An 18227-nucleotide genomic window follows, 5' to 3' on the forward strand; every position below is an offset into this window, starting at 1 on the left:
AGGCCAGCGCCGCAGGCAGTCACCATGGGGGCACGGAAGTCAGTTCCTACCCTCGGTCCACCTCCTCGTCGATGTCAACAAGCAGGAGGTTGCCCAATGAGCGCCGCGCAGGGCCGCCCCGAGCAAGCTCGCTCCCGCTTGGCGGGACAGGCCGCAGGCCGAAGGGTGCACCAATGACCCCGCATGGCTTTGCCGGCCGCACGGACTTCCAGCGCCTGCTCACCGAGGCTCTGGCCTGGGCCGGCGACCAGGGGCAGCGCGAACTGCATGCCTGGGACGCGAGCTTCGTCGACTGGCCGCTGTCCGACGCGGCGACACTGGCGGCCTTGACCGCCTGGGCGCGGCCCGGGCGCCAGCTGCATCTGCTGGCCCTGCAGTACGACGACGTCGCGCGGCGCCATCCGCGCTTCGTGCGCTGGCGGCGCGATTACGCGCATTGCGTGACGGCGCGCGCCGTCGAGCCCGAGCTCAGGCTGGAGGCCGCGCCCGAAAGCTTGCTGCTGGCGGTTGGTGAGCAGGGGGCGCTGAGCCTGCGCCTTTTCGACCGCCACCTCTGGCGCGGCGAGCTGGCGCTGGGGGCGGCCGAATATCAGCGGGGGCTGGAATGGTTTGATGCCCTGGCGCAACGTTCCAGCGAATCATTTGCGCCGACGACTTTGGGACTATGAGTCTTTGTGACAAGCCAACCCCTATAATCAATGGCTAGGCGAGGGAAGCGCTCGAGGTTTTCCGCGTCTTGTTCTGTTGGGGTCGACAGTCGGTGCAACGAAAAGTGCTGGCGCTCGGCCCCAAAGTTATGGTGTGCACCGTCGTTTAAACGTTTGAGGACAAGTATGAAAAAGTCGATCCTGTTGGCTTCCCTGCTGGCTGCCGTTGCCCTGACCGCTTGCAGCAAGAAGGAAGAGCCCAAGGTGGAAGTGCCCGCTCCCGTCGCCGCCGCCGCTTCGGCCGTGGTTGATGCCGCTTCTGCCGCCGCCAGCGCCGTTGACACGGCCGCCTCGGCCGTCGTGGACGCTGCCGCTTCGGCCGCTTCGAAGTAATCACTTCGTCCCCACGGAAAGAGCCGTCGCTGCTCAGGCAGCGACGGCTTTTTCTTTTCCGACACCCTGAATCCCGGGTTTCGGCCGGAATTACAAAACTTTGCCGGCTCCCTGCTGCCGCGTCGAGCGTGCAGCGCGTCCCTGCTTCAGTACAGGTCCAGCCAGTCAAAACCCAGCGCCGGATCCGCCACGCGGACATCGGCCGATGAGCGGCCCAGCGCCCCGGCCAGCGCCTCGCGGGCCAGCACGGGCGAGTTGTTGCGCTCGCTGAGGTGGGCGGCGACGACGTCGCCCAGCGCCGCATGCCGGCAGCGCGCGAGCAGGTCGGCCGCCGCGGCGTTGGACAGGTGGCCGTGGCTGCCGAGGATGCGCTTCTTCAGCGACGGCGGATAGGGGCCGTCGCGCAGCAGCGCCTCGTCGTGGTTGCATTCGAGCAGCAGGGCCCGGCAACCCGCCAGCGCCGCGGCGACGTCGTCCGGCGCGCAGCCGAGGTCGGTGAGCAGCCCCAGCCTTGCGGCGCCATCGCCCAGCGTCAGCTGCAGCGGCTCCTGCGCGTCGTGGGGCACGGCGAAGGGCCGCAGTTCCAGGTCGCCCAGCGCGACGATCTCGCCGCTCTTCACGATGCGCAGCAGCGCAGGGTCGAAGTCGGCGCTGCCGACGGCCCGCCAGGTGCCGCGGCTCATCATCAGCGGCAGGCGGTGCCGGCTCGCGAAGGCGAGCGCGCAGCCGATGTGGTCGCCGTGCTCGTGGGTGATGAAGAGGGCATCCAGCTCGGCCGGCGTGCAGCCGGCGCGGGCGAGGCGGCGTGTCAGCTCGCGTGCGCTGAAGCCGGCATCGACGAGCAGCCGTGTGCTCGTGATGCCCTGGCTGGCCTCGACCAGCGTCGAGTTGCCGGAACTGCCGCTGCCGAGACTGCAGAAGCGCATCACAACCTGTGAGCCCTGACAGCCGACCGACCCTGCCGGGGCGCCGGTGGCACCCGCGGGAAGGTTGGGCTTATTTCAGGTCGTCCATCAGCAACGACAGGATGCGCTTGGCGTTGTCGTCGGCGACGGCCTGGCCGTGTTCGTTCAGGATGCCGACCGTGCTCTTGACGCCCTCGGCCTTGACCGACACGCGGTAGCGCACCGGCGCCGCTGCCTTGGCGCCGAACAGGCGCTGGAAGAAATTGGGCTCGTCCTTGCCCGCCTGCTCGGGGTCGGCATAGCGCAGATAGAACAGGCCGGCCGCGCGGTCGCGGTCCTCGATCGTGAAGCCATGGCGGTCCAGCGACAGGCCGACGCGGCGCCAGGCGCGGTCGAAGCCGTCGGCGACGCTGAGGCTGTCGGGCACTTCGGACAGCGGGCGGCGCGCCTTCGGTGCCTCGCCGCCGACCCTCAGCGTGCTGGCCGCCGTGGCGGGTGCCGGCTTGCCGGCCTCGGCGACGACGGCCTTGGCCGCCTCTTCCTTGCCGCCGAGCTTGAGCATCAGGCGTGACAGCATCTCGGCTTCGAGATAGGGGTCGCTCGGGCGGCCCTGCCAGGCGGTCGAGTCGCGGCCGGAGGTGGTGTAGACCTCCTGCAAGCCGCGGTGGCTGATGAAGATGTCGGTGCCGTTCGCGCTGCGGTCCACGCGGGTGCGGTACATGTCGCGCTCACCGGTCGAGTACAGGCCCTCGAAGACCTTGCCGATGGTCGAGCGGATGAAGTCCTGAGGCAGCTTGGCGCGGTTCTCGGCCCAGTTGGTTTCCATGACGCCGAGCTCGGGCTGCTCCTTGACGACCTCGAGGCCGCGCTCCTGCCAGAAGGCGCGCAGCTGCGGCCAGAGCTGTTCGGGCGTGGCCGACACGTGCAGCCAGCGGTCGGTGCCGCTGCGCTCCATGCGGATGTCGCCGATGGCATTGGTCGCCACGCTGCCGGTCGCCGCGGCCTGGGCATTCGCCGAGTTGGCGGGCCTGACGGCGGACAGCTGCGAGGCCGTGATGGAGCCGCCCTGCACCTGGGCGCGACTGTCCTTGGCGAGCTGGGTCAGGTCGGGCGGGACTTCCAGGCCCTGGGTCTGCTTGGCTGCGGTGTGGTAGTCGACCTTGTCGCTAGAGAAGAGGCTGTCGAAGGTGCTGCAGCCGCCGAGCGACAGGACGAAGGCCGTGCAGGCCAGGCAGGTCGCCGTCGGGCGAATCGAGAGAAGGGACGTCACGCTGGAAATCTCCGGGGAACAAAGGCGCCGGGCAAGGCCGGCGCAGCGGCGCATTAGACCAGAGGCTCAGGCGAGCCCGGCTTCGTTCATGGCCTGGCCGACGCCGGCCTGGCCGGCGGCCGTCAGCGGCGTGATGGGCAGGCGCACCGTGGCGCCGCAGCGGCCCAGGCGCGACAGCGCCCACTTGGCCGGCGCGGGGCTGGGTTCGCAGAACAGCTGCTTGTGCAGGCCGAGCAGCTTCAGGTGGATCTTGCGGGCCTCGACGGCGTTGCCTTCGATGGCGAGGCGGCACATCTCGGCCATCTCGCGCGGCGCGACGTTGGCCGTCACGCTGACATTGCCGTGGCCGCCGAGCAGCATCAGCGCCACCGCCGTGCCGTCGTCGCCCGAGTAGACGTGGAAGCCCTTGGGCGCGTGCTTGATGAGGTGGGCGGCGCGCTCGATGTTGCCGGTGGCCTCCTTGACGCCGAAGACGCCGGGCAGCGAGGCGCAGCGCAGCGTCGTCTCGGGCAGCATGTCCGCGACGGTCCGGCCGGGCACGTTGTAGAGCATCATCGGGATGTCCACGGCCTCGGCGATGGCCTTGAAGTGCTGGTAGATGCCTTCCTGCGAGGGCTTGTTGTAGTAGGGCACGACGGACAGCGTGCAGTCGGCCCCGACCTCCCTGGCGTAGCGGCTCAGCTCGATGGCCTCGGCCGTCGAGTTGGCGCCGGTGCCGGCCAGGATGGGGATGCGGCCCTTGGCGTGCTCGACCGCGACACGGATGATTTCGCGGTTCTCTTCCATGCTGACCGTGGGCGACTCGCCCGTGGTGCCGACGACGCCGACGCAGGCCGTGCCGGACTCGACATGCCAGTCGATCAGGCGACGCAGGGCCGGGTAGTCGATGCTGCCGTCATCGTTCATGGGGGTGACGAGGGCGACGATGCTGCCGAGGATGGGCTTCATGGTGTGAATGTGCTGTGAATCGGTCGATTTTAGGGCGGTCGGACGGCCGCAACGCGCTGGACGAAACGTGGCGGCGTTTCGGCTTTAGCGCCGTTCTCGAACAGGTCTTCGTAAGCCACGATGTTCCAGCCCTCGCAGACGCGCAGCAATTCGCCCCGCTGCAGCAGGAACTCGGGCCGCGACGGCCGGCCGATGCTCTGCTGGCCGTCGGCGAAGGTTTCCCAGACCAGCCAGCCGCCGGGCTCGACGGCGGCGCGGATGTCGCCGAGCAGCGGGCGCCACAGGTAGTTGCAGACGACGACCAGGTCGAAGCGGCGGCCGGCCAGCGGCCAGGGGCCGGATTCGATGTCGGCGTCGATGATCTCGGCCTGCGCGCGCAGCGGCGCGGTGGCGGCCGTGTCGCGGTCGAGCCCGGTGACCCGCCAGCCGGCCGCGGCCAGCCAGGCCAGGTTGCGGCCCGAGCCGCAGGCCAGGTCCAGCGCCGTGCCGGGTGTGGCGGGCGCGAAGCGCCGCAGCCAGGCCGAGGGCGTCGGGCTCATCCGAAGCAGGCCCAGATCTGCTCGCTGAGCTGGATCATGACGGCCGGGTGGCGGTAGGCCAGCGTGGTCGCCGCCAGCACGGCGACGGCGAGCGCGGGCAGGATCCAGCGGCGCGGTTTCATGCCGGCTGGGCCTGCAGCGAGCGCGCGATGGGCGTTTCGCGCACCGGCAGATTGGCCAGCAGGGCCATCAGGCCCAGGGCCACGGCCAGCCACCAGACGACGTCGTAGCTGCCCGTCGCGTCGTACAGCCGCCCGCCCAGCCAGACGCCCAGGAAGCTGCCGATCTGGTGGCTGAGGAAGACGAAGCCGCCCAGCATGGACAGGTGTTGGGCGCCGAAGATCTGGGCGACGACGGCATTGGTCGGCGGCACGGTGGACAGCCACAGGAAGCCGATGACGGCGGCGAAGACGTAGACGCTGGCCGGCGTCAGCGGCAGCGAGATGAAGGCGACGATGGCGATGGAGCGCAGGCCGTAGATGGCCGACAGCAGATAGCGCTTGGGCAGGCGCTGCCCCAGCATGCCGGCCGCAAAGGTGCCGAAGATGTTGAACAGGCCGATCAGCATCAGCGCGCCGGTCGACACGCCCAGCCCCAGGCCGTGGTCGCGCAGATAGCTGGGCAGGTGCACGCCGATGAAGACGACCTGGAAGCCGCAGACGAAGTAGCCCAGCATCAGCAGCTGGAAGCTGCGGTAGCCGAAGGCCTCGCGCAGCGCATGGCCGATGCTTTGGTGGCCGGCGGCGGCTGCGCCGGTGCGGCGCTCGCGGATGCCCAGTGCCAGCGGCACGATGAGCAGGGCCGTGCCCGCCAGCAGGAAGAGGGCGCCCTGCCAGCCCAGGTGCGCGATCAGCCAGGTCTCGGCCGGGATCATGAAGAACTGGCCGAAGGAGCCCGCCGCCGCGGCGACGCCGAAGGCCCAGGAGCGCTTCTCGTCCGACACGGTGCGGCCCAGCACGCCGTAGATGACGGCATAGGTCGAGCCCGACTGCGCGATGCCGATCAGCACGCCGGCGCTGAGCGTGAAGGCCAGCGGGTGGCTGGACACGGCCATCAGCAACAGGCCGAGCGCATAGCTCAGGCCGCCGGCGATCAGCACCTTCCAGGCGCCGAAGCGGTCGGCCAGCATGCCGGCGACGGGACCTGCAATGCCCCAGGCCAGGTTCTGCACGGCCATCGCGAAGGAGAAGGTTTCGCGCGTCCAGCCGCGCTCGGTGATGATGGGCTGCAGCCAGAAGCCGAAGCCGTGGCGTATGCCCATCGACAGCGTGACGACGAGGGCGCCGCACAGCAGCACCTGCTGGACGGACAGGCCGGGGGAAGTGGGGCGGTGGACGGTCATCGCGAGAATGTAGTCAGCGCCGCTTGACCTTGGCTTTGCCGGCCTTTTTCTTCTTCGCCGCCTTGGGCGCATCGGCCGTCGACGTGCTGACCTGGGCGCTGGACGCGGCCACGTCGGCCAGCCGGGTCAGCAGGCGGCCCTGCTTGACGCGCAGCAGCGGCATGTCCACCTGGGCCAGGTCGGCCAGCGGGTCGCCGCCCAGCAGCAGGAAGCTGGCCTCGCAGCCGGGCTCGAAGCAGCCGATGCGGCGGTTGGGGAAGAGGGCGCGCGGCGTGTCTTGGGTGGCCAGGCGCAGCAGCGTCGTGCGGTCGAGGCCGAGCTCGTCCAGCGCATGCAGCTCGGCGCGCGCGGTGCCGATGAAGACGTCGGAGCCGATCAGCAGCTGCACGCCGGCGGCCTGCAGCCTGGCCAAATTGGCGCGCTGCACCTCGCGCAGCGCGACCAGCGGCGCGGCATCGAGCTTGAAGAGGGCGGTGGCGGCCGTCGTCGTGATGACGGCGGTGTGCTGGCGGGCGGCCTGGCGGGCCGCGTTCTCGCTGATGGCAAAGACCTCGGGCGCCTCGTCCAGCGTGTTGGCATAGCCGGGCAGGTGGGCGATGGCGTCCACGCCCGCGGCCAGGGCGGCGTCGAAGTCGGCGGCGGTCTCGACGTGGGCGACGACGCGCCGGCCGTCGGCATGGGCCAGGCGGGTCAGCTCGCTGGCCGTGTCGGGCCGCAGGCCGAGTCGGCCGAACAGGGCCGGCTGCTGGCGCAGGTCGGGGCGCTCGCTGTGGGCCAGCACGATGCGCAGCCAAGCGCCGCCGCGGGCCTTGATGGCCGGCCATTGCTCGATGGCCTGCTCTGGGCCGTCGACGAGGACGATCTGCTGCTGTGCCGCGGCCGCCTCGGGGCTGGGCTCGGGCAACACGGCGGCCAGCGGGTAGCCGTCGGGCGCGGTGATGCAGGCGGTGACGAAGCTGGTGTCCGGCGCCGCGGGCCTGGCGGCCAGCGGCCGCACCGCGGCCACGCCGGCCGGGTCGCCGCAGAGCATGGCGGCGTAGAACACGCCCTCGTCCAGGTAGCGGTCGGCGTACTGGCTCCAGCCCCAGGCGGTCTGCAGATTGTGGTTGTGGGCCTCGGCCAGCGGGTTGATGAGGGCCTGCTGGTTGCGCAGGTCCATCTTGCGGTTGACCTTGGCCGGCTTCTTCGCGACGAAGACGCCGTTCTCGATATAGAGGTTGCCGCGCTGCAGCTTCTGGCCGTCGAACCAGCGGGCGTTCTTCAGCTCCCAGGACAGCGGGGCGCTGGCCTGGTAGGGCTGCGGGGTGGGCGCCTGGGCCTGGGCGAGGCCGGTGGCGAGCAGCAAAAGTGAGGTCAGGAATCTCAAGCGGCAGGGCTCGGTAGAGCAGGGCATCCAAAGGGCGGCGAATCCTACTTCTTAGAATCCCGCCCCTATGTCCAGCCGTCCGTCTTCCAATCCCGCCAGTTACGGCGAAGCCTCCATCCGTGTCTTGAAGGGCCTGGAGCCCGTCAAGCAGCGGCCGGGCATGTACACCCGCACCGACAACCCGCTGCACTGCATCCAGGAGGTCATCGACAACGCCGCCGACGAGGCGCTGGCCGGCTTCGGCAAGCGCATCGACCTGACCCTGCACGTCGACGGCTCGGTCTCCGTCGCCGACGACGGCCGCGGCATTCCCTTCGGCCTGCACCCGGAAGAAGGCGTGCCCGTCGTCGAGATCGTCTTCACGCGGCTGCATGCGGGCGGCAAGTTCGACAAGGGCTCGGGCGGCGCCTACAGCTTCTCGGGCGGCCTGCACGGCGTGGGCGTCAGCGTGACCAATGCGCTGGCCAGGCGGCTGGAAGTGGCCGTCTGGCGCGACAAGCAGGTGGCTGGCATCGCCTTCGAGCATGGCGACGTCGTGCAGCAGGTGGTGAGCCGCCCGGCTGCCAGCGGCGACCGCAAACAGGGCACAACGGTGCGCGTCTGGCCCGAGGCCAAATACTTCGAGAGCGCCGAGCTACCGCGTCACGAACTGATTCATCTGTTGCGCTCCAAGGCCGTGCTGATGCCCGGCGTGACGGTGACGCTGAAGGTCGAGAAGACCAATGAGACGACGACCTGGCTCTACAAGGCCGGTCTGCGCGACTACCTGGCCCAGTCGCTGAACGCCGACCCGCTGATCCCGCTGTTCGAGGGTGAGGGCTTCGCCACCGCCGGCGAGAGCGAGAACTTCGCCGAGGGCGAGGGCGCGTCCTGGTGCGTGGCCTTCACGGAAGACGGCGCGCCGCTGCGCGAGAGCTATGTGAACCTGATCCCGACGGTGGCCGGCGGCACGCACGAGTCCGGGCTCAAGGACGGCCTGTTCGGTGCGGTCAAGGGCTTCATCGAGATGCATTCGCTGCTGCCCAAGGGCGTCAAGCTGATGCCCGACGACGTGTTCTCGCGCGCCAGCTTCGTGCTGTCGGCCAAGGTGCTGGACCCGCAGTTCCAGGGCCAGACCAAGGAGCGCCTGAACTCGCGCGACGCGCTGCGCCTGGTGTCCGCCTACGTGAAGCCGGCGCTGGAACTGTGGCTGAACCAGCATGTCGACCAGGGCAAGAAGCTGGCCGAGCTGGTCATCAAGCAGGCCCAGACCCGCCAGCGGGCCAGCCAGAAGGTCGAGAAGCGCAAGGGCTCGGGCGTGGCCGTGCTGCCGGGCAAGCTGACCGACTGCGAGAGCCGCGACCTGACGCTGAACGAGGTCTTCCTCGTCGAGGGCGACTCCGCCGGCGGCAGCGCCAAGATGGGGCGCGACAAGGAGACCCAGGCCATCCTGCCGCTGCGCGGCAAGGTGCTGAACGCCTGGGAGGTGGAGCGCGACCTGCTGTTCAAGAACAACGAGATCCACGACATTTCGGTCGCGCTGGGCGTGGACCCGCACGGCCCCAGCGACACGCCGGACCTGTCCGGCCTGCGCTACGGCAAGGTCTGCATCCTGTCGGACGCCGACGTCGACGGCTCCCACATCCAGGTGCTGCTGCTGACGCTGTTCTTCCGCCATTTCCCCAAGCTGGTCGAGGCCGGCCATGTCTTCGTCGCCCGCCCGCCGCTCTACCGCGTGGACGCGCCGGCCCGCGGCAAGAAGCCTGCGGCCAAGCTCTATGCGCTGGACGACGGCGAGTTGACCGCGACGCTGGACAAGCTGCGCAAGGAAGGCGCCCGCGAGGGCTCGTGGAGCATCAGCCGTTTCAAGGGCCTGGGCGAGATGAACGCCGAGCAGCTGTGGGACACGACGCTGAACCCGGAGACGCGCCGCCTGTCGCGCGTGGAGTACGGCCAGTTCGACTTCATGGCCACGGTCGATGCTTTCAACAAGCTGATGGGCAAGGGCGAGGCCGCGTCGCGCCGCGAGCTGATGGAATTGCACGGCGACGCCGTGGAAATCGACATTTGAGATGAGCCTGCGCCTGCGCCCCACGATGCTGTCCGACCTCGACTGGGTGGTATCGGTCGAGCGCGACGCTGCCAACCTGCCCTTCATCACGGCCTGGGAGAGGCCGCAGCACGAGGGTGCGATCCGCTTCCCCGACTCGCGCCACTTCATCGTCGAGGAGGGCGATCAGCTGGCGCGCATCGGCTTCGTCGTCCTGCAGGGCTGCCGCAACCCGAACGGCTCGGTCGAGCTGAAGCGCCTCGTGCTGCAGGCCAAGGGCCGCGGCCTGGGGCGCGCGGCGGTGCGCCAGCTCAAGGCGATGGCCTTCACGCAGCTGAAAGCGCATCGCTTCTGGCTCGATGTGAAGGCGCTGAACACGCGTGCCCTCAAGCTCTACCAGGGCGAGGGCTTTGTCGAGGAGGGCCGGCTGCGCGAGAGCGTGCGGGTGACCATCGACGGCGCCGACGGCTATGACTCGCTGATCGTCATGTCGCTGCTCGACCGCGAATACCAGGCCCGCGTGGCCCTGGGGCTGGAGGCGGCATGAGGCGCTGGCTGCTGCCACTGTTGCTGCTGGCACTGGCGCTACCGGCCCGGGCCGAGCTCTGGGGCTTTGTGGACGCGGCCGGTGTGGCGCATTTCGCGTCTAGCCAGATCGACCCGCGCTATGCCCCCGTGCTGGGCCGCCAGGGCACGCAGCGCGTGCCGGGCAAGACCGACGCCGGCACGGCCATGCTGACCTGGCTGGACATTGCCCCCGAGGTCAAGGCCGTGCAGCCCTGGGTGCGCGAGGCGGCTGAGCAGACCGGCGTGGACGCCGAGCTGCTGAAAGCCGTCATTGCTGTCGAGTCCAGCTACCAGAAGGGCGCCGTGTCGCCGCGTGGCGCCGTGGGCCTGATGCAGATCACCCCCGAAACGGCCAGCCGCTACGCGTCGCCGGCCGAGGCGGCGCGGCTGATCGAGCCCCGCATCAACATCCACACCGGCGCGCGCATGCTGGCCGACCTGATCCGCCGCTTCGGCCATATCGACGCGGCGCTGGCGGCCTGGAATGCCGGCGAGGGCGCCGTGCGCCGCGCCGGCGGCCGCGTGCCCGACATCGAAGAAACCCAGGCCCATGTGCATCTCGTGCTCGAGCTGTACTGGGCCTTGCTGCAGCAGAGCCAGCCGGCGCATGCGCAGCGTTTGACCCTGCATCCATGAGTTCCCAGACCACGATCGACTTCAACGGCCCCACCGATGGCGGCAACAACGGTGACAGCGACAGCAACGCGCTGACGCTGGCCACCTACGCCCAGCAGGCCTATCTCGAATACGCGCTCAGCGTCGTCAAGGGCCGCGCGCTGCCGTCCTATGCCGACGGCCAGAAGCCCGTGCAGCGCCGCATCCTCTACTCCATGCACCGCCTGGGCCTGGGCTGGAGCGGCAGCTCCGGCGCCAAGCCGGTCAAGGGCGCCAAGGTGGTGGGCGATGTGCTCGGCAGCTTCCACCCGCACGGCGACCAGTCGGTCTACGACGCGCTGGTGCGCATGGCCCAGGACTTCTCGCTGCGCTACCCGCTGATCGACGGCCACGGCAACTTCGGCAGCCGCGACGGCGACGGCGCCGCGGCGATGCGCTACACGGAAGCCCGCCTCGCGCCCATCGCCCGCCTGGTGCTGGACGAGATCGACGAAGGCACGGTGGACTTCCGCCCCAACTACGACGGCACGACACAGGAGCCCGTCGAGCTGCCGGCGCGCCTGCCGTTTGCGCTGCTGAACGGCGCCAGCGGCATCGCCGTGGGCCTGGCGACCGAGATCCCCAGCCACAACCTGCGCGAGGTGGCCGCGGCCGCCGTCGCGCTGCTGAAGGACGACAGGCTGAGCGACGACGCGCTGTTCGAGCTGCTGCCCGGCCCGGATTTCCCCGGCGGCGGCCAGCTCATCAGCGCGCCCGAGGACATTCGCGCGGCCTACACCTCGGGCCGCGGCAGCCTCAAGCTGCGTGCGCGCTGGAAGATCGAGGACCTGGCGCGTGGCCAGTGGCAGCTCGTCGTCACGGAGCTGCCGCACGGCACCAGCGCGCAGAAGGTGCTGGAGGAGATCGAGGAGCTGTCCAACCCCAAGGTCAAGGCCGGCAAGAAGACGCTGAGCGCCGAGCAGCTGCAGCTCAAGGCCAGCCTGCTGGCGGTGCTGGACTGCGTGCGCGACGAGTCCAGCAAGGACGCGCCGGTGCGCATCGTCTTCGAGCCCAAGAGCCGCACGGTCGAGCAGCAGGACCTCGTCAATGCGCTGCTGGCCCACACCAGCCTGGAGAGCAGCGCGCCGGTCAACCTGACGATGATCGGCGCCGATGGCCGCCCGACGCAGAAGAGCCTGCGCGAGGTGCTGGTGGAGTGGGTCGGCTTCCGCCAGACGACGGTGCGCCGCCGCACCGAGCATCGCCTGGCCCATGTCAACGACCGCATCCATGTGCTCGAAGGCCGGCAGCTGGTGCTGCTGAACATCGACGAGGTGATCCGCATCATCCGCGAGTCGGACGAGCCCAAGGCGGCGCTGATCGCGCGCTTCATGCTCAGTGACCGTCAGGCCGAGGACATCCTCGAGATCCGGCTGCGCCAGCTGGCGCGGCTGGAGGCCATCAAGATCGAGCAGGAGCTGTCCAAGCTGCGCGACGAGCGCGCGAAGCTGGAAGACATCCTCGGCTCCGCCGCGGCGCTGCGCCGCACCGTCATCAAGGAGATCGAGGCCGACGCCAAGCAGTACGGCGACGAGCGCCGCACGCTGATCCAGGCCGAGAAGCGCGTCGTCGCCGAGGTGAAGATCGTCGACGAGCCCGTCACCGTCATCGTCAGCCAGAAGGGCTGGGTGAGGGCGCTGAAGGGCCATGAGGTCGACGTCGCCGCGCAGACCTTCAAGGCCGGCGACGCGCTGTGGGGCGCATTCCGCTGCCGCAGCGTCGACCCGCTGATCGTCATCGGCAGCAACGGCCGCGCCTACTCCGTGCCCGTGTCGACGCTGCCGGGCGGCCGCGGCGACGGCCAGCCCATCACGACGATGATCGAGCTGGAGACCGGCAGCCAGATCGCCCACTACATCGCCGGCGCGCCGACCCAGCGCCTCGTGATGGCCGGCTCGACCGGCTATGGCCTGATCGCGCAGATCGGCGACCTGGTCGGCTCTAAGCGCGCCGGCAAGACCTTCCTGGCGCTGGACGCCGGCGAGCTGCCGCTGCTGGCGCTGGTGCCGGGCGATGCGGTGGCGCTGCAGCTGGGCGTGCTAAGCGCCGGGGGACGGCTGCTGGGCTTCCCGCTCGACGAGCTCAAGCACCAGCCCAAGGGCGGCAAGGGCCTGATGCTGATGGACCTGGAGGTCAAGGACAGCGTGCTGTCGCTGGCCTGCTTCACGACCCAGCTGCGCGTGCACGGCAGCGGCCGCGGCGGCAAGCCGCGCGAGGAGCTGCTGAGGAACCAGTCGCTGGCCGCCCACGCCGGCAAGCGGGCGCGCAAGGGCAAGAACGTCGAGGGCCTGCAGAAGGTGATGCGCCTGAGCGCCGAATGAGGCGCGCCGGCCGGGGCAAGCCTGGCTTGCTGACGGCAGGCAGCGACGACCTCAAGGCCTTCGGCCTGTCGAATGCCATGCTGTCGGCCTGGCCGCCATCGGCTTCGTCGTGATGCGCCGGCGCGTCAGTCCTGCATCGGGAAGAACCGGTCCCGGAACACCATGCTCTGCGTCGTCCGCACGACGACGCCGTCCTTGAAGTGGACGTTGAAGCGCAGCCCGTAGCCCGATGCGTCGGGCTCGACGGTCCAGTCCCAGACCTCCTCGCCGCTGAGGCGGAAGAACACCCGGCTGCGCTCGGTGCCGAGCAGGCGGCCGACCTGCTCCGGCGTCATGCCGGGCTCGATGCGGGCGCGGCCGGCGGGCGAGAGGCCATCCGTGACGCCGACCAGCCGGCCATCGGCGGCCAGGCGGACCAGATAGCAATGCCTGCCCATGGGCTGGCTCGAATACTCCAGCGTGCGCCCGCCGTCGCCGTCGGGCCAGACGCGCCGTGGCTGGCCGTAGAGCGCGACCACGTCGGCCTCCAGGCTGGCGCCGGGCCGCAGCCGCGCGTCACGGTCCGGCGTCGCGCAGCCGGCGAGCAGCGCTGTGCAGAGGGCGAGGGCGGCAAGGCGCATGGCGGTCGGGTGTTCGGTCAGCGCCGGGCCAGGGCCTTGGCGCAGTCGGCCACGAGGCCGGGGCCCTTGTAGATCAGGCCGGTGTAGACCTGCACGAGGTCGGCGCCGGCCTCGATCTTCGCGCGTGCGTCGTCGCCGCTCAACACGCCGCCGACGCCGATGATGGGATAGCCCTGGGGCAGGGCAGCGCGCAGCAGGCGGATGACGCGGTTGCTGGCCTCGAAGACGGGCGCGCCGGACAGGCCGCCGGTCTCGTCCGCGTGCGCGAGGCCCTGCACCTGGTCGCGCGCAATCGTCGTGTTGGTCGCGATGACGCCGTCGATGCCGTTGACCTTGAGCGTCTGCGCGATGACGCCGACCTGGGCCTCCTCCAGGTCGGGCGCGATCTTCACGAACATCGGCACCGTGCGGCCGGTCTGGCCCTCCAGCTGCAGCTTGCGCTGCTGCAGGCGCGACAGCAGCGCGTCCAGCGCCTCGTCGCTCTGCAGCGCGCGCAGGTTCTTCGTGTTCGGGCTGGAGATGTTGATGGTGATGTAGTCGGCATGCGGGAACACGCCTTCCAGGCCGAGCAGGTAGTCGTCGGCCGCGTTCTCGATGGGCGTCGCGGCGTTCTTGCCGATGTTCAGGCCCAGCACGCCGCCGGCCGCGCGGAAGCTGTAGGCGCGCTTCACGTTCGCGACGAAGCTGGCCAGCCCCTCGTTGTTGAAGCCCAGGCGGTTGATCAGCGCGTTCGCCTCGGGCAGGCGGAACATGCGCGGCTTGTCGTTGCCGGGCTGGCCCTTGGGCGTCACGGTGCCCACCTCGATGAAGCCGAAGCCCATCGCGCCCAGGCCGTCGATGCAGCGGCCGTTCTTGTCCAGGCCGGCGGCCAGGCCGATGCGGTTGGGGAAGCGCAGGCCGGCCAGCGTGACGGGGTCGCTGATGCGCTCGCCACTCCACAGGCATTGGGCCGGCGTGTTCTGCAGCCGGGCGATGCCGTCCAGCGTCAGTTCATGGGCGTGCTCGGGGTCCAGGCCGAACAGGAAGGGGCGGGTGAGGGCGTAGGGGATCAGGGGCATGGGCGCGATTGTCCATGCCGCCCTGGGATACCCCGGGATAATCACGGGCTGCACTGGCCCGGAAGACCCGTATGAAGCCGCTCGACGACCCCCAACATGACCGCGAAGCCGGTTCCCGCGACGCGACCCGCGACACGACGCGCACCGACGACACCCGCATCGGCGCCGTCCGCGCGCTGATCAGCCCGGCCCTGCTGCTGGAGGAACTGCCCATCCCGGACGCGGCGCTGTCGCTGGTGGAAGAGGCCCGCCAGCAGATCAGCGACGTGCTGCACGGCCGCGACGACCGCCTGCTCGTCATCGTCGGCCCCTGCTCCATCCACGACCACGACCAGGCCATGGACTACGCGCGGCTGCTGAAGGCCGCCCGCGACGAGCTCAGCCGCGACCTGCTGGTGGTGATGCGCGTCTACTTCGAGAAGCCGCGCACTACCGTCGGCTGGAAGGGCTATATCAACGATCCCAGGCTCGACGGTAGCTTCCATATGAACGAGGGCCTGCGCCTGGCCCGCCAGCTGCTGCTGGACATCAACGGCCTGGGCCTGCCGGCCGGCACCGAGTTCCTGGACCTGCTGTCGCCGCAATACATCTCCGACCTGATCGCCTGGGGCGCCATCGGCGCGCGCACCACCGAGAGCCAGAGCCACCGCCAACTGGCCTCGGGCCTGAGCTGCCCGGTCGGCTTCAAGAACGGCACCGACGGCGGCATCAAGGTCGCCAGCGACGCCGTGCTGGCCGCCGGCAGCGCCCATGCCTTCATGGGCATGACCAAGATGGGCACGGCCGCGATCTTCGAGACGCGCGGCAACAGCGACTGCCACGTCATCCTGCGCGGCGGCAAGGCGCCCAACTACGACGCGGCCTCGGTCGCCGCCGCCTGCGAGGCGCTGAAGGCCTCGGGCCTGCGCGAGCAGGTCATGATCGACTTCTCGCACGCCAACTCCAGCAAGAAGTACGAGCGCCAGGTCGACGTCGGCCGCGACGTGGCCGGCCAGATCGCCGGCGGCGACGCACGCATCACCGGCGTGATGATCGAGAGCCATCTGCAGCCGGGCCGGCAGGACCTGGCCGAGGGCCAGACCCGCGCCGACCTCAAGCCCGGCGTGTCCATCACCGACGCCTGCCTGGGCTGGGCCCAGACCGAGCCGCTGCTGCGCGAGCTCGCCGCCGCCGTGCAGAAGCGCCGCGGCTGACCCGGCCCGAGAATCCACGACATGAACCAAGACCAACTCAAGCAACTCGTTGGCCGCGCGGCCCTGGATTACGTCCCCGCCGGCCAAGTCCTCGGCGTCGGCACCGGCTCCACGGTGGACTGCTTCATCGACGCCTTGGCGGCCAGCGGCATCGCCATCCCCGGCGCCGTGTCCAGCTCCGAGCGCTCGACGCAGCGCCTGCTCGGGCACGGCATCAAGGTGCTCGATGCCGCCGACGTGACGGGCCTGGCCGTCTACATCGACGGCGCCGACGAGATCGACGGCCGCGGCTTCATGGTCAAGGGCGGCGGCGCCGCGCTGACGCGCGAGAAGATCGTCGCCGACCTGGCCGCGAAATTCGTCTGCATCGCCGACGAATCCAAGCTCGTGCAGACGCTGGGCGCCTTCCCGCTGCCGGTCGAGATCATCCCGATGGCGGCGGCCCAGCTGACGCGCCGCTTCGCCAGCATCGGCGGCACGGCCAGCCTGCGTGCCGGCGTCGTCACCGACAACGGCGGCCACATCCTCGACGTGCGCGGCCTGGCCATCACCGACCCGCTGGCCTTCGAGACCGAGGTCAACCAGTGGCCCGGCGTCGTCACGGTCGGCGTGTTCGCGCGCCACAAGGCCAGCGTCTGCCTGCTCGGCGGCGCGGGCGGCGTGAAGACGCTGAGCTTCTGAACCCGGGCCGCATGCAAAAAGGGGCGTCTGCCGACGCCCCTTGCAGCGCTGGGGAGGGCCCGCCTCAGTTGCGGCCGACCGCGCTCCAGGCGGCGGCGACCTGGGCCGAGTAGTCGGCGCCCAGCGTCGTGGCCAGTTCCTGGGCCGCGGCGATGGTCGCGGCGCGCGCGCCGGCGTAGTCGGTGCTGGAGGTCATCTTCGTGGTCAGCGCGCGGTACCAGATCTTGGCCGCCGCGGTGCGGCCGATGCCGGCCAGCGTGCCGCTGCCGGTGGCCACGCGGGTGTTGCCGCTCACGCAGGTCGGGCTGTTGCCGTAGGGGCTGCTGCTGCCCTCGGCGAGCAGGAAGTAGAAGTGGTTGGCGACGCCCGAGCTGTAGTGCACGTCGAGGCTGCCCACGCCCGAGTACCAGCAGTCGGCCGAGCTGCCGTCGATGCTGGGCTTGTACATATAGCGCAGCGCACCGCCGGCCACCATGACCTTGTCGCCGATCAGGTAGTCGCCCACGTCGCTGGTGTTGGCGGCGTAGAACTCCACCATCGTGCCCATGATGTCCGAGGTGGCTTCGTTGAGGCCGCCGGATTCGCCCGAATAGGTCAGGTTGGCTGTGCGGCTGGTCACGCCGTGCGTCATCTCGTGGCCGGCCACGTCCAGCGCCACCAGGGGCTTGAGCGAGGTGCCGTCGCCGTCGCCGTAGGTCATGCAGAAGCAGGAGTCCGACCAGTAGGCGTTGTTGTAGCTGCGGCCGTAGTGCACGCGGTTGTAGGCGCCCTTGCCGTCGTTGGCGATGCCGCTGCGGCCATGGACGTTCTTGTAATAGTCCCAGGTCACGGCCGTGCCGTACTGGGCGTCGGTGGCGGCGCTGGCCGTGTCGCTGGTGGTGTTGTTGCCCCAGATGTTGTCGGCGTCGGTCAGGATGGCGCCGCCGCTGGTGCGGTTCTTCATGTCGATGGTGTAGGTGCTGCCGCGGCTGGGGTCGCGCAGCTCGTAGCCGGTGCTGGTGCTGTTGGTCGTCAGCGCGACATTGCCGCTGTACAGCGTCCTGCCGGTGCCGGCGGCGGCGGCCGTGTGGATGTCGTCCCAGGCATCCAGTTGGCGGCCGTTCGTCGCGTCGACGATCACATGCTTCTCGAACGGCGTGCCGTCGGCGCCTTCGCCGGACACGGGCACGTCCCAGGCCAGCGCGGGCGCCTGGTCGCGGGCGTAGATGACGAGTTCGGGCTTGCCCACGTTGCCGGCCAGCGTGCGCGTGACGGTCATCGCGGCGCGGTTGGCGTTCAGGGCCGGCTTGCCGGCGGCGCCGACGCGCCAGTGCAGGTTGTGGTGCATTGCGCGCAGATTGCCCATGCGGTCGGTCTGCACGACGAGGTCGCCGCCGATGACGCGCAGGCCGCCGACCGTGCGGTCCATGCGCACATGGCTGCTGCCGTCCGCGTCGACGACGATGTCCCGCACCTGGTAGCTGTGGTCGCTGCCGTGCATGCTCAGGCCGGGGAACTGGCGCACATGGGCCTCGGCGCGCGACTGCATGGATTGCAGCTGGGCCGCATCGGCATGGAAGGACTGGGCTTGGGCCAAAGAGGCCGTGAGGGCCGCACTCAGCAGCGTGAGGCGAAAGATGGGGCAATGCATGGAAAGCTCCTGACTTGTTGGAAGCGGCGGATCTGCCGCAGGTCTGCGCCGGTGAGGCGCGGGC

The 18227-nt window shown here is 70.0% G+C and carries 18 protein-coding genes; 8 read left to right on the top strand and 10 right to left on the bottom strand.

The features are described 5' to 3' along the window. The first annotated feature begins 173 nt into the window (after positions 1-173). Positions 174-668 carry a hypothetical protein gene (locus tag NYP07_RS21375; RefSeq protein WP_268153776.1) on the top strand — a complete coding sequence of 165 codons (495 nt, stop codon included), beginning with the start codon at positions 174-176 and terminating at the stop codon, positions 666-668. A gap of 165 nt (positions 669-833) precedes the next feature. Next, positions 834-1040 carry a hypothetical protein gene (locus NYP07_RS21380; RefSeq protein WP_268153777.1) on the top strand — a complete coding sequence of 69 codons (207 nt, stop codon included), beginning with the start codon at positions 834-836 and terminating at the stop codon, positions 1038-1040. Between the two features lie 146 nt (positions 1041-1186). On the opposite strand, the gene NYP07_RS21385 is transcribed toward NYP07_RS21380, so the two are convergent. The 7 genes from NYP07_RS21385 to NYP07_RS21415 form a co-directional block, all read right to left on the bottom strand. Continuing rightward, complete coding sequence (locus NYP07_RS21385; protein ID WP_268153778.1) at positions 1187-1966, bottom strand: MBL fold metallo-hydrolase; 780 nt, start codon at positions 1964-1966, stop codon at positions 1187-1189. A 70-nt stretch (positions 1967-2036) separates the two neighbouring features. Further along, a complete protein-coding gene (bamC, locus tag NYP07_RS21390) occupies positions 2037-3215 on the bottom strand; it encodes an outer membrane protein assembly factor BamC (protein WP_268153779.1) in 1179 nt (392 codons plus the stop codon). 66 nt (positions 3216-3281) lie between these two features. Then, entirely contained in the window at positions 3282-4163 is an 882-nt protein-coding gene (gene dapA, locus NYP07_RS21395; protein ID WP_268153780.1) for a 4-hydroxy-tetrahydrodipicolinate synthase, read from the bottom strand. A gap of 29 nt (positions 4164-4192) precedes the next feature. After that, a complete protein-coding gene (locus NYP07_RS21400; RefSeq protein WP_268153782.1) occupies positions 4193-4702 on the bottom strand; it encodes a class I SAM-dependent methyltransferase in 510 nt (169 codons plus the stop codon). After that, positions 4699-4824: a hypothetical protein gene (locus NYP07_RS21405; RefSeq protein WP_268153784.1), complete on the bottom strand. Its 126-nt coding sequence runs from the start codon at positions 4822-4824 to the stop codon at positions 4699-4701. Before NYP07_RS21405 ends, NYP07_RS21400 begins: the two co-directional genes overlap by 4 nt. Further along, positions 4821-6044 carry an MFS transporter gene (locus NYP07_RS21410; RefSeq protein WP_268153786.1) on the bottom strand — a complete coding sequence of 408 codons (1224 nt, stop codon included), beginning with the start codon at positions 6042-6044 and terminating at the stop codon, positions 4821-4823. Before NYP07_RS21410 ends, NYP07_RS21405 begins: the two co-directional genes overlap by 4 nt. Positions 6045-6057: 13 nt before the next feature. Then, the gene (locus NYP07_RS21415) at positions 6058-7410 is read right to left on the bottom strand and encodes an amidohydrolase family protein (RefSeq protein ID WP_268153787.1); all 1353 of its coding nucleotides are present in this window, start codon (positions 7408-7410) and stop codon (positions 6058-6060) included. A gap of 67 nt (positions 7411-7477) precedes the next feature. Here NYP07_RS21415 and NYP07_RS21420 point away from each other — a divergent pair, with 67 nt between their 5' ends. The 4 genes from NYP07_RS21420 to parC are packed head-to-tail and all read left to right on the top strand — an operon-like array spanning position 7478 to position 12981. Then, positions 7478-9460 (top strand): DNA topoisomerase IV subunit B, encoded by a 1983-nt coding sequence (locus tag NYP07_RS21420; protein ID WP_268153788.1) that lies wholly within the window; start codon positions 7478-7480, stop codon positions 9458-9460. A gap of 1 nt (position 9461) precedes the next feature. Next, a complete protein-coding gene (locus tag NYP07_RS21425; protein ID WP_268153789.1) occupies positions 9462-9986 on the top strand; it encodes a GNAT family N-acetyltransferase in 525 nt (174 codons plus the stop codon). Beyond that, positions 9983-10642 carry a lytic transglycosylase domain-containing protein gene (locus NYP07_RS21430; RefSeq protein ID WP_268153791.1) on the top strand — a complete coding sequence of 220 codons (660 nt, stop codon included), beginning with the start codon at positions 9983-9985 and terminating at the stop codon, positions 10640-10642. Before NYP07_RS21425 ends, NYP07_RS21430 begins: the two co-directional genes overlap by 4 nt. Then, the gene (gene parC, locus NYP07_RS21435) at positions 10639-12981 is read left to right on the top strand and encodes a DNA topoisomerase IV subunit A (protein ID WP_268153793.1); all 2343 of its coding nucleotides are present in this window, start codon (positions 10639-10641) and stop codon (positions 12979-12981) included. The genes NYP07_RS21430 and parC overlap by 4 nt, the downstream gene beginning before the upstream one ends. 125 nt (positions 12982-13106) lie before the next feature. Here parC and NYP07_RS21440 read toward each other — a convergent pair whose 3' ends face one another. Both NYP07_RS21440 and NYP07_RS21445 read right to left on the bottom strand, forming a co-directional pair. Then, positions 13107-13601 (bottom strand): outer membrane protein assembly factor BamE, encoded by a 495-nt coding sequence (locus NYP07_RS21440; protein WP_268153795.1) that lies wholly within the window; start codon positions 13599-13601, stop codon positions 13107-13109. Between the two features lie 17 nt (positions 13602-13618). Beyond that, a complete protein-coding gene (locus tag NYP07_RS21445) occupies positions 13619-14659 on the bottom strand; it encodes a quinone-dependent dihydroorotate dehydrogenase (RefSeq protein WP_268153797.1) in 1041 nt (346 codons plus the stop codon). Between the two features lie 71 nt (positions 14660-14730). Here NYP07_RS21445 and NYP07_RS21450 point away from each other — a divergent pair, with 71 nt between their 5' ends. Beyond that, complete coding sequence (locus NYP07_RS21450) at positions 14731-15852, top strand: 3-deoxy-7-phosphoheptulonate synthase (protein WP_268153799.1); 1122 nt, start codon at positions 14731-14733, stop codon at positions 15850-15852. A gap of 21 nt (positions 15853-15873) precedes the next feature. Continuing rightward, positions 15874-16533, top strand: a complete 660-nt coding sequence (gene rpiA / locus NYP07_RS21455) for a ribose-5-phosphate isomerase RpiA (RefSeq protein WP_268153801.1) — start codon at positions 15874-15876, stop codon at positions 16531-16533. 64 nt (positions 16534-16597) lie between these two features. On the opposite strand, the gene NYP07_RS21460 is transcribed toward rpiA, so the two are convergent. Beyond that, a complete protein-coding gene (locus NYP07_RS21460; RefSeq protein WP_268153803.1) occupies positions 16598-18163 on the bottom strand; it encodes a M4 family metallopeptidase in 1566 nt (521 codons plus the stop codon). Positions 18164-18227: the final 64 nt, after the last annotated feature.

This window comes from Pelomonas aquatica, assembly GCF_026712205.1.
GTDB lineage: Bacteria > Pseudomonadota > Gammaproteobacteria > Burkholderiales > Burkholderiaceae_C > Pelomonas > Pelomonas aquatica.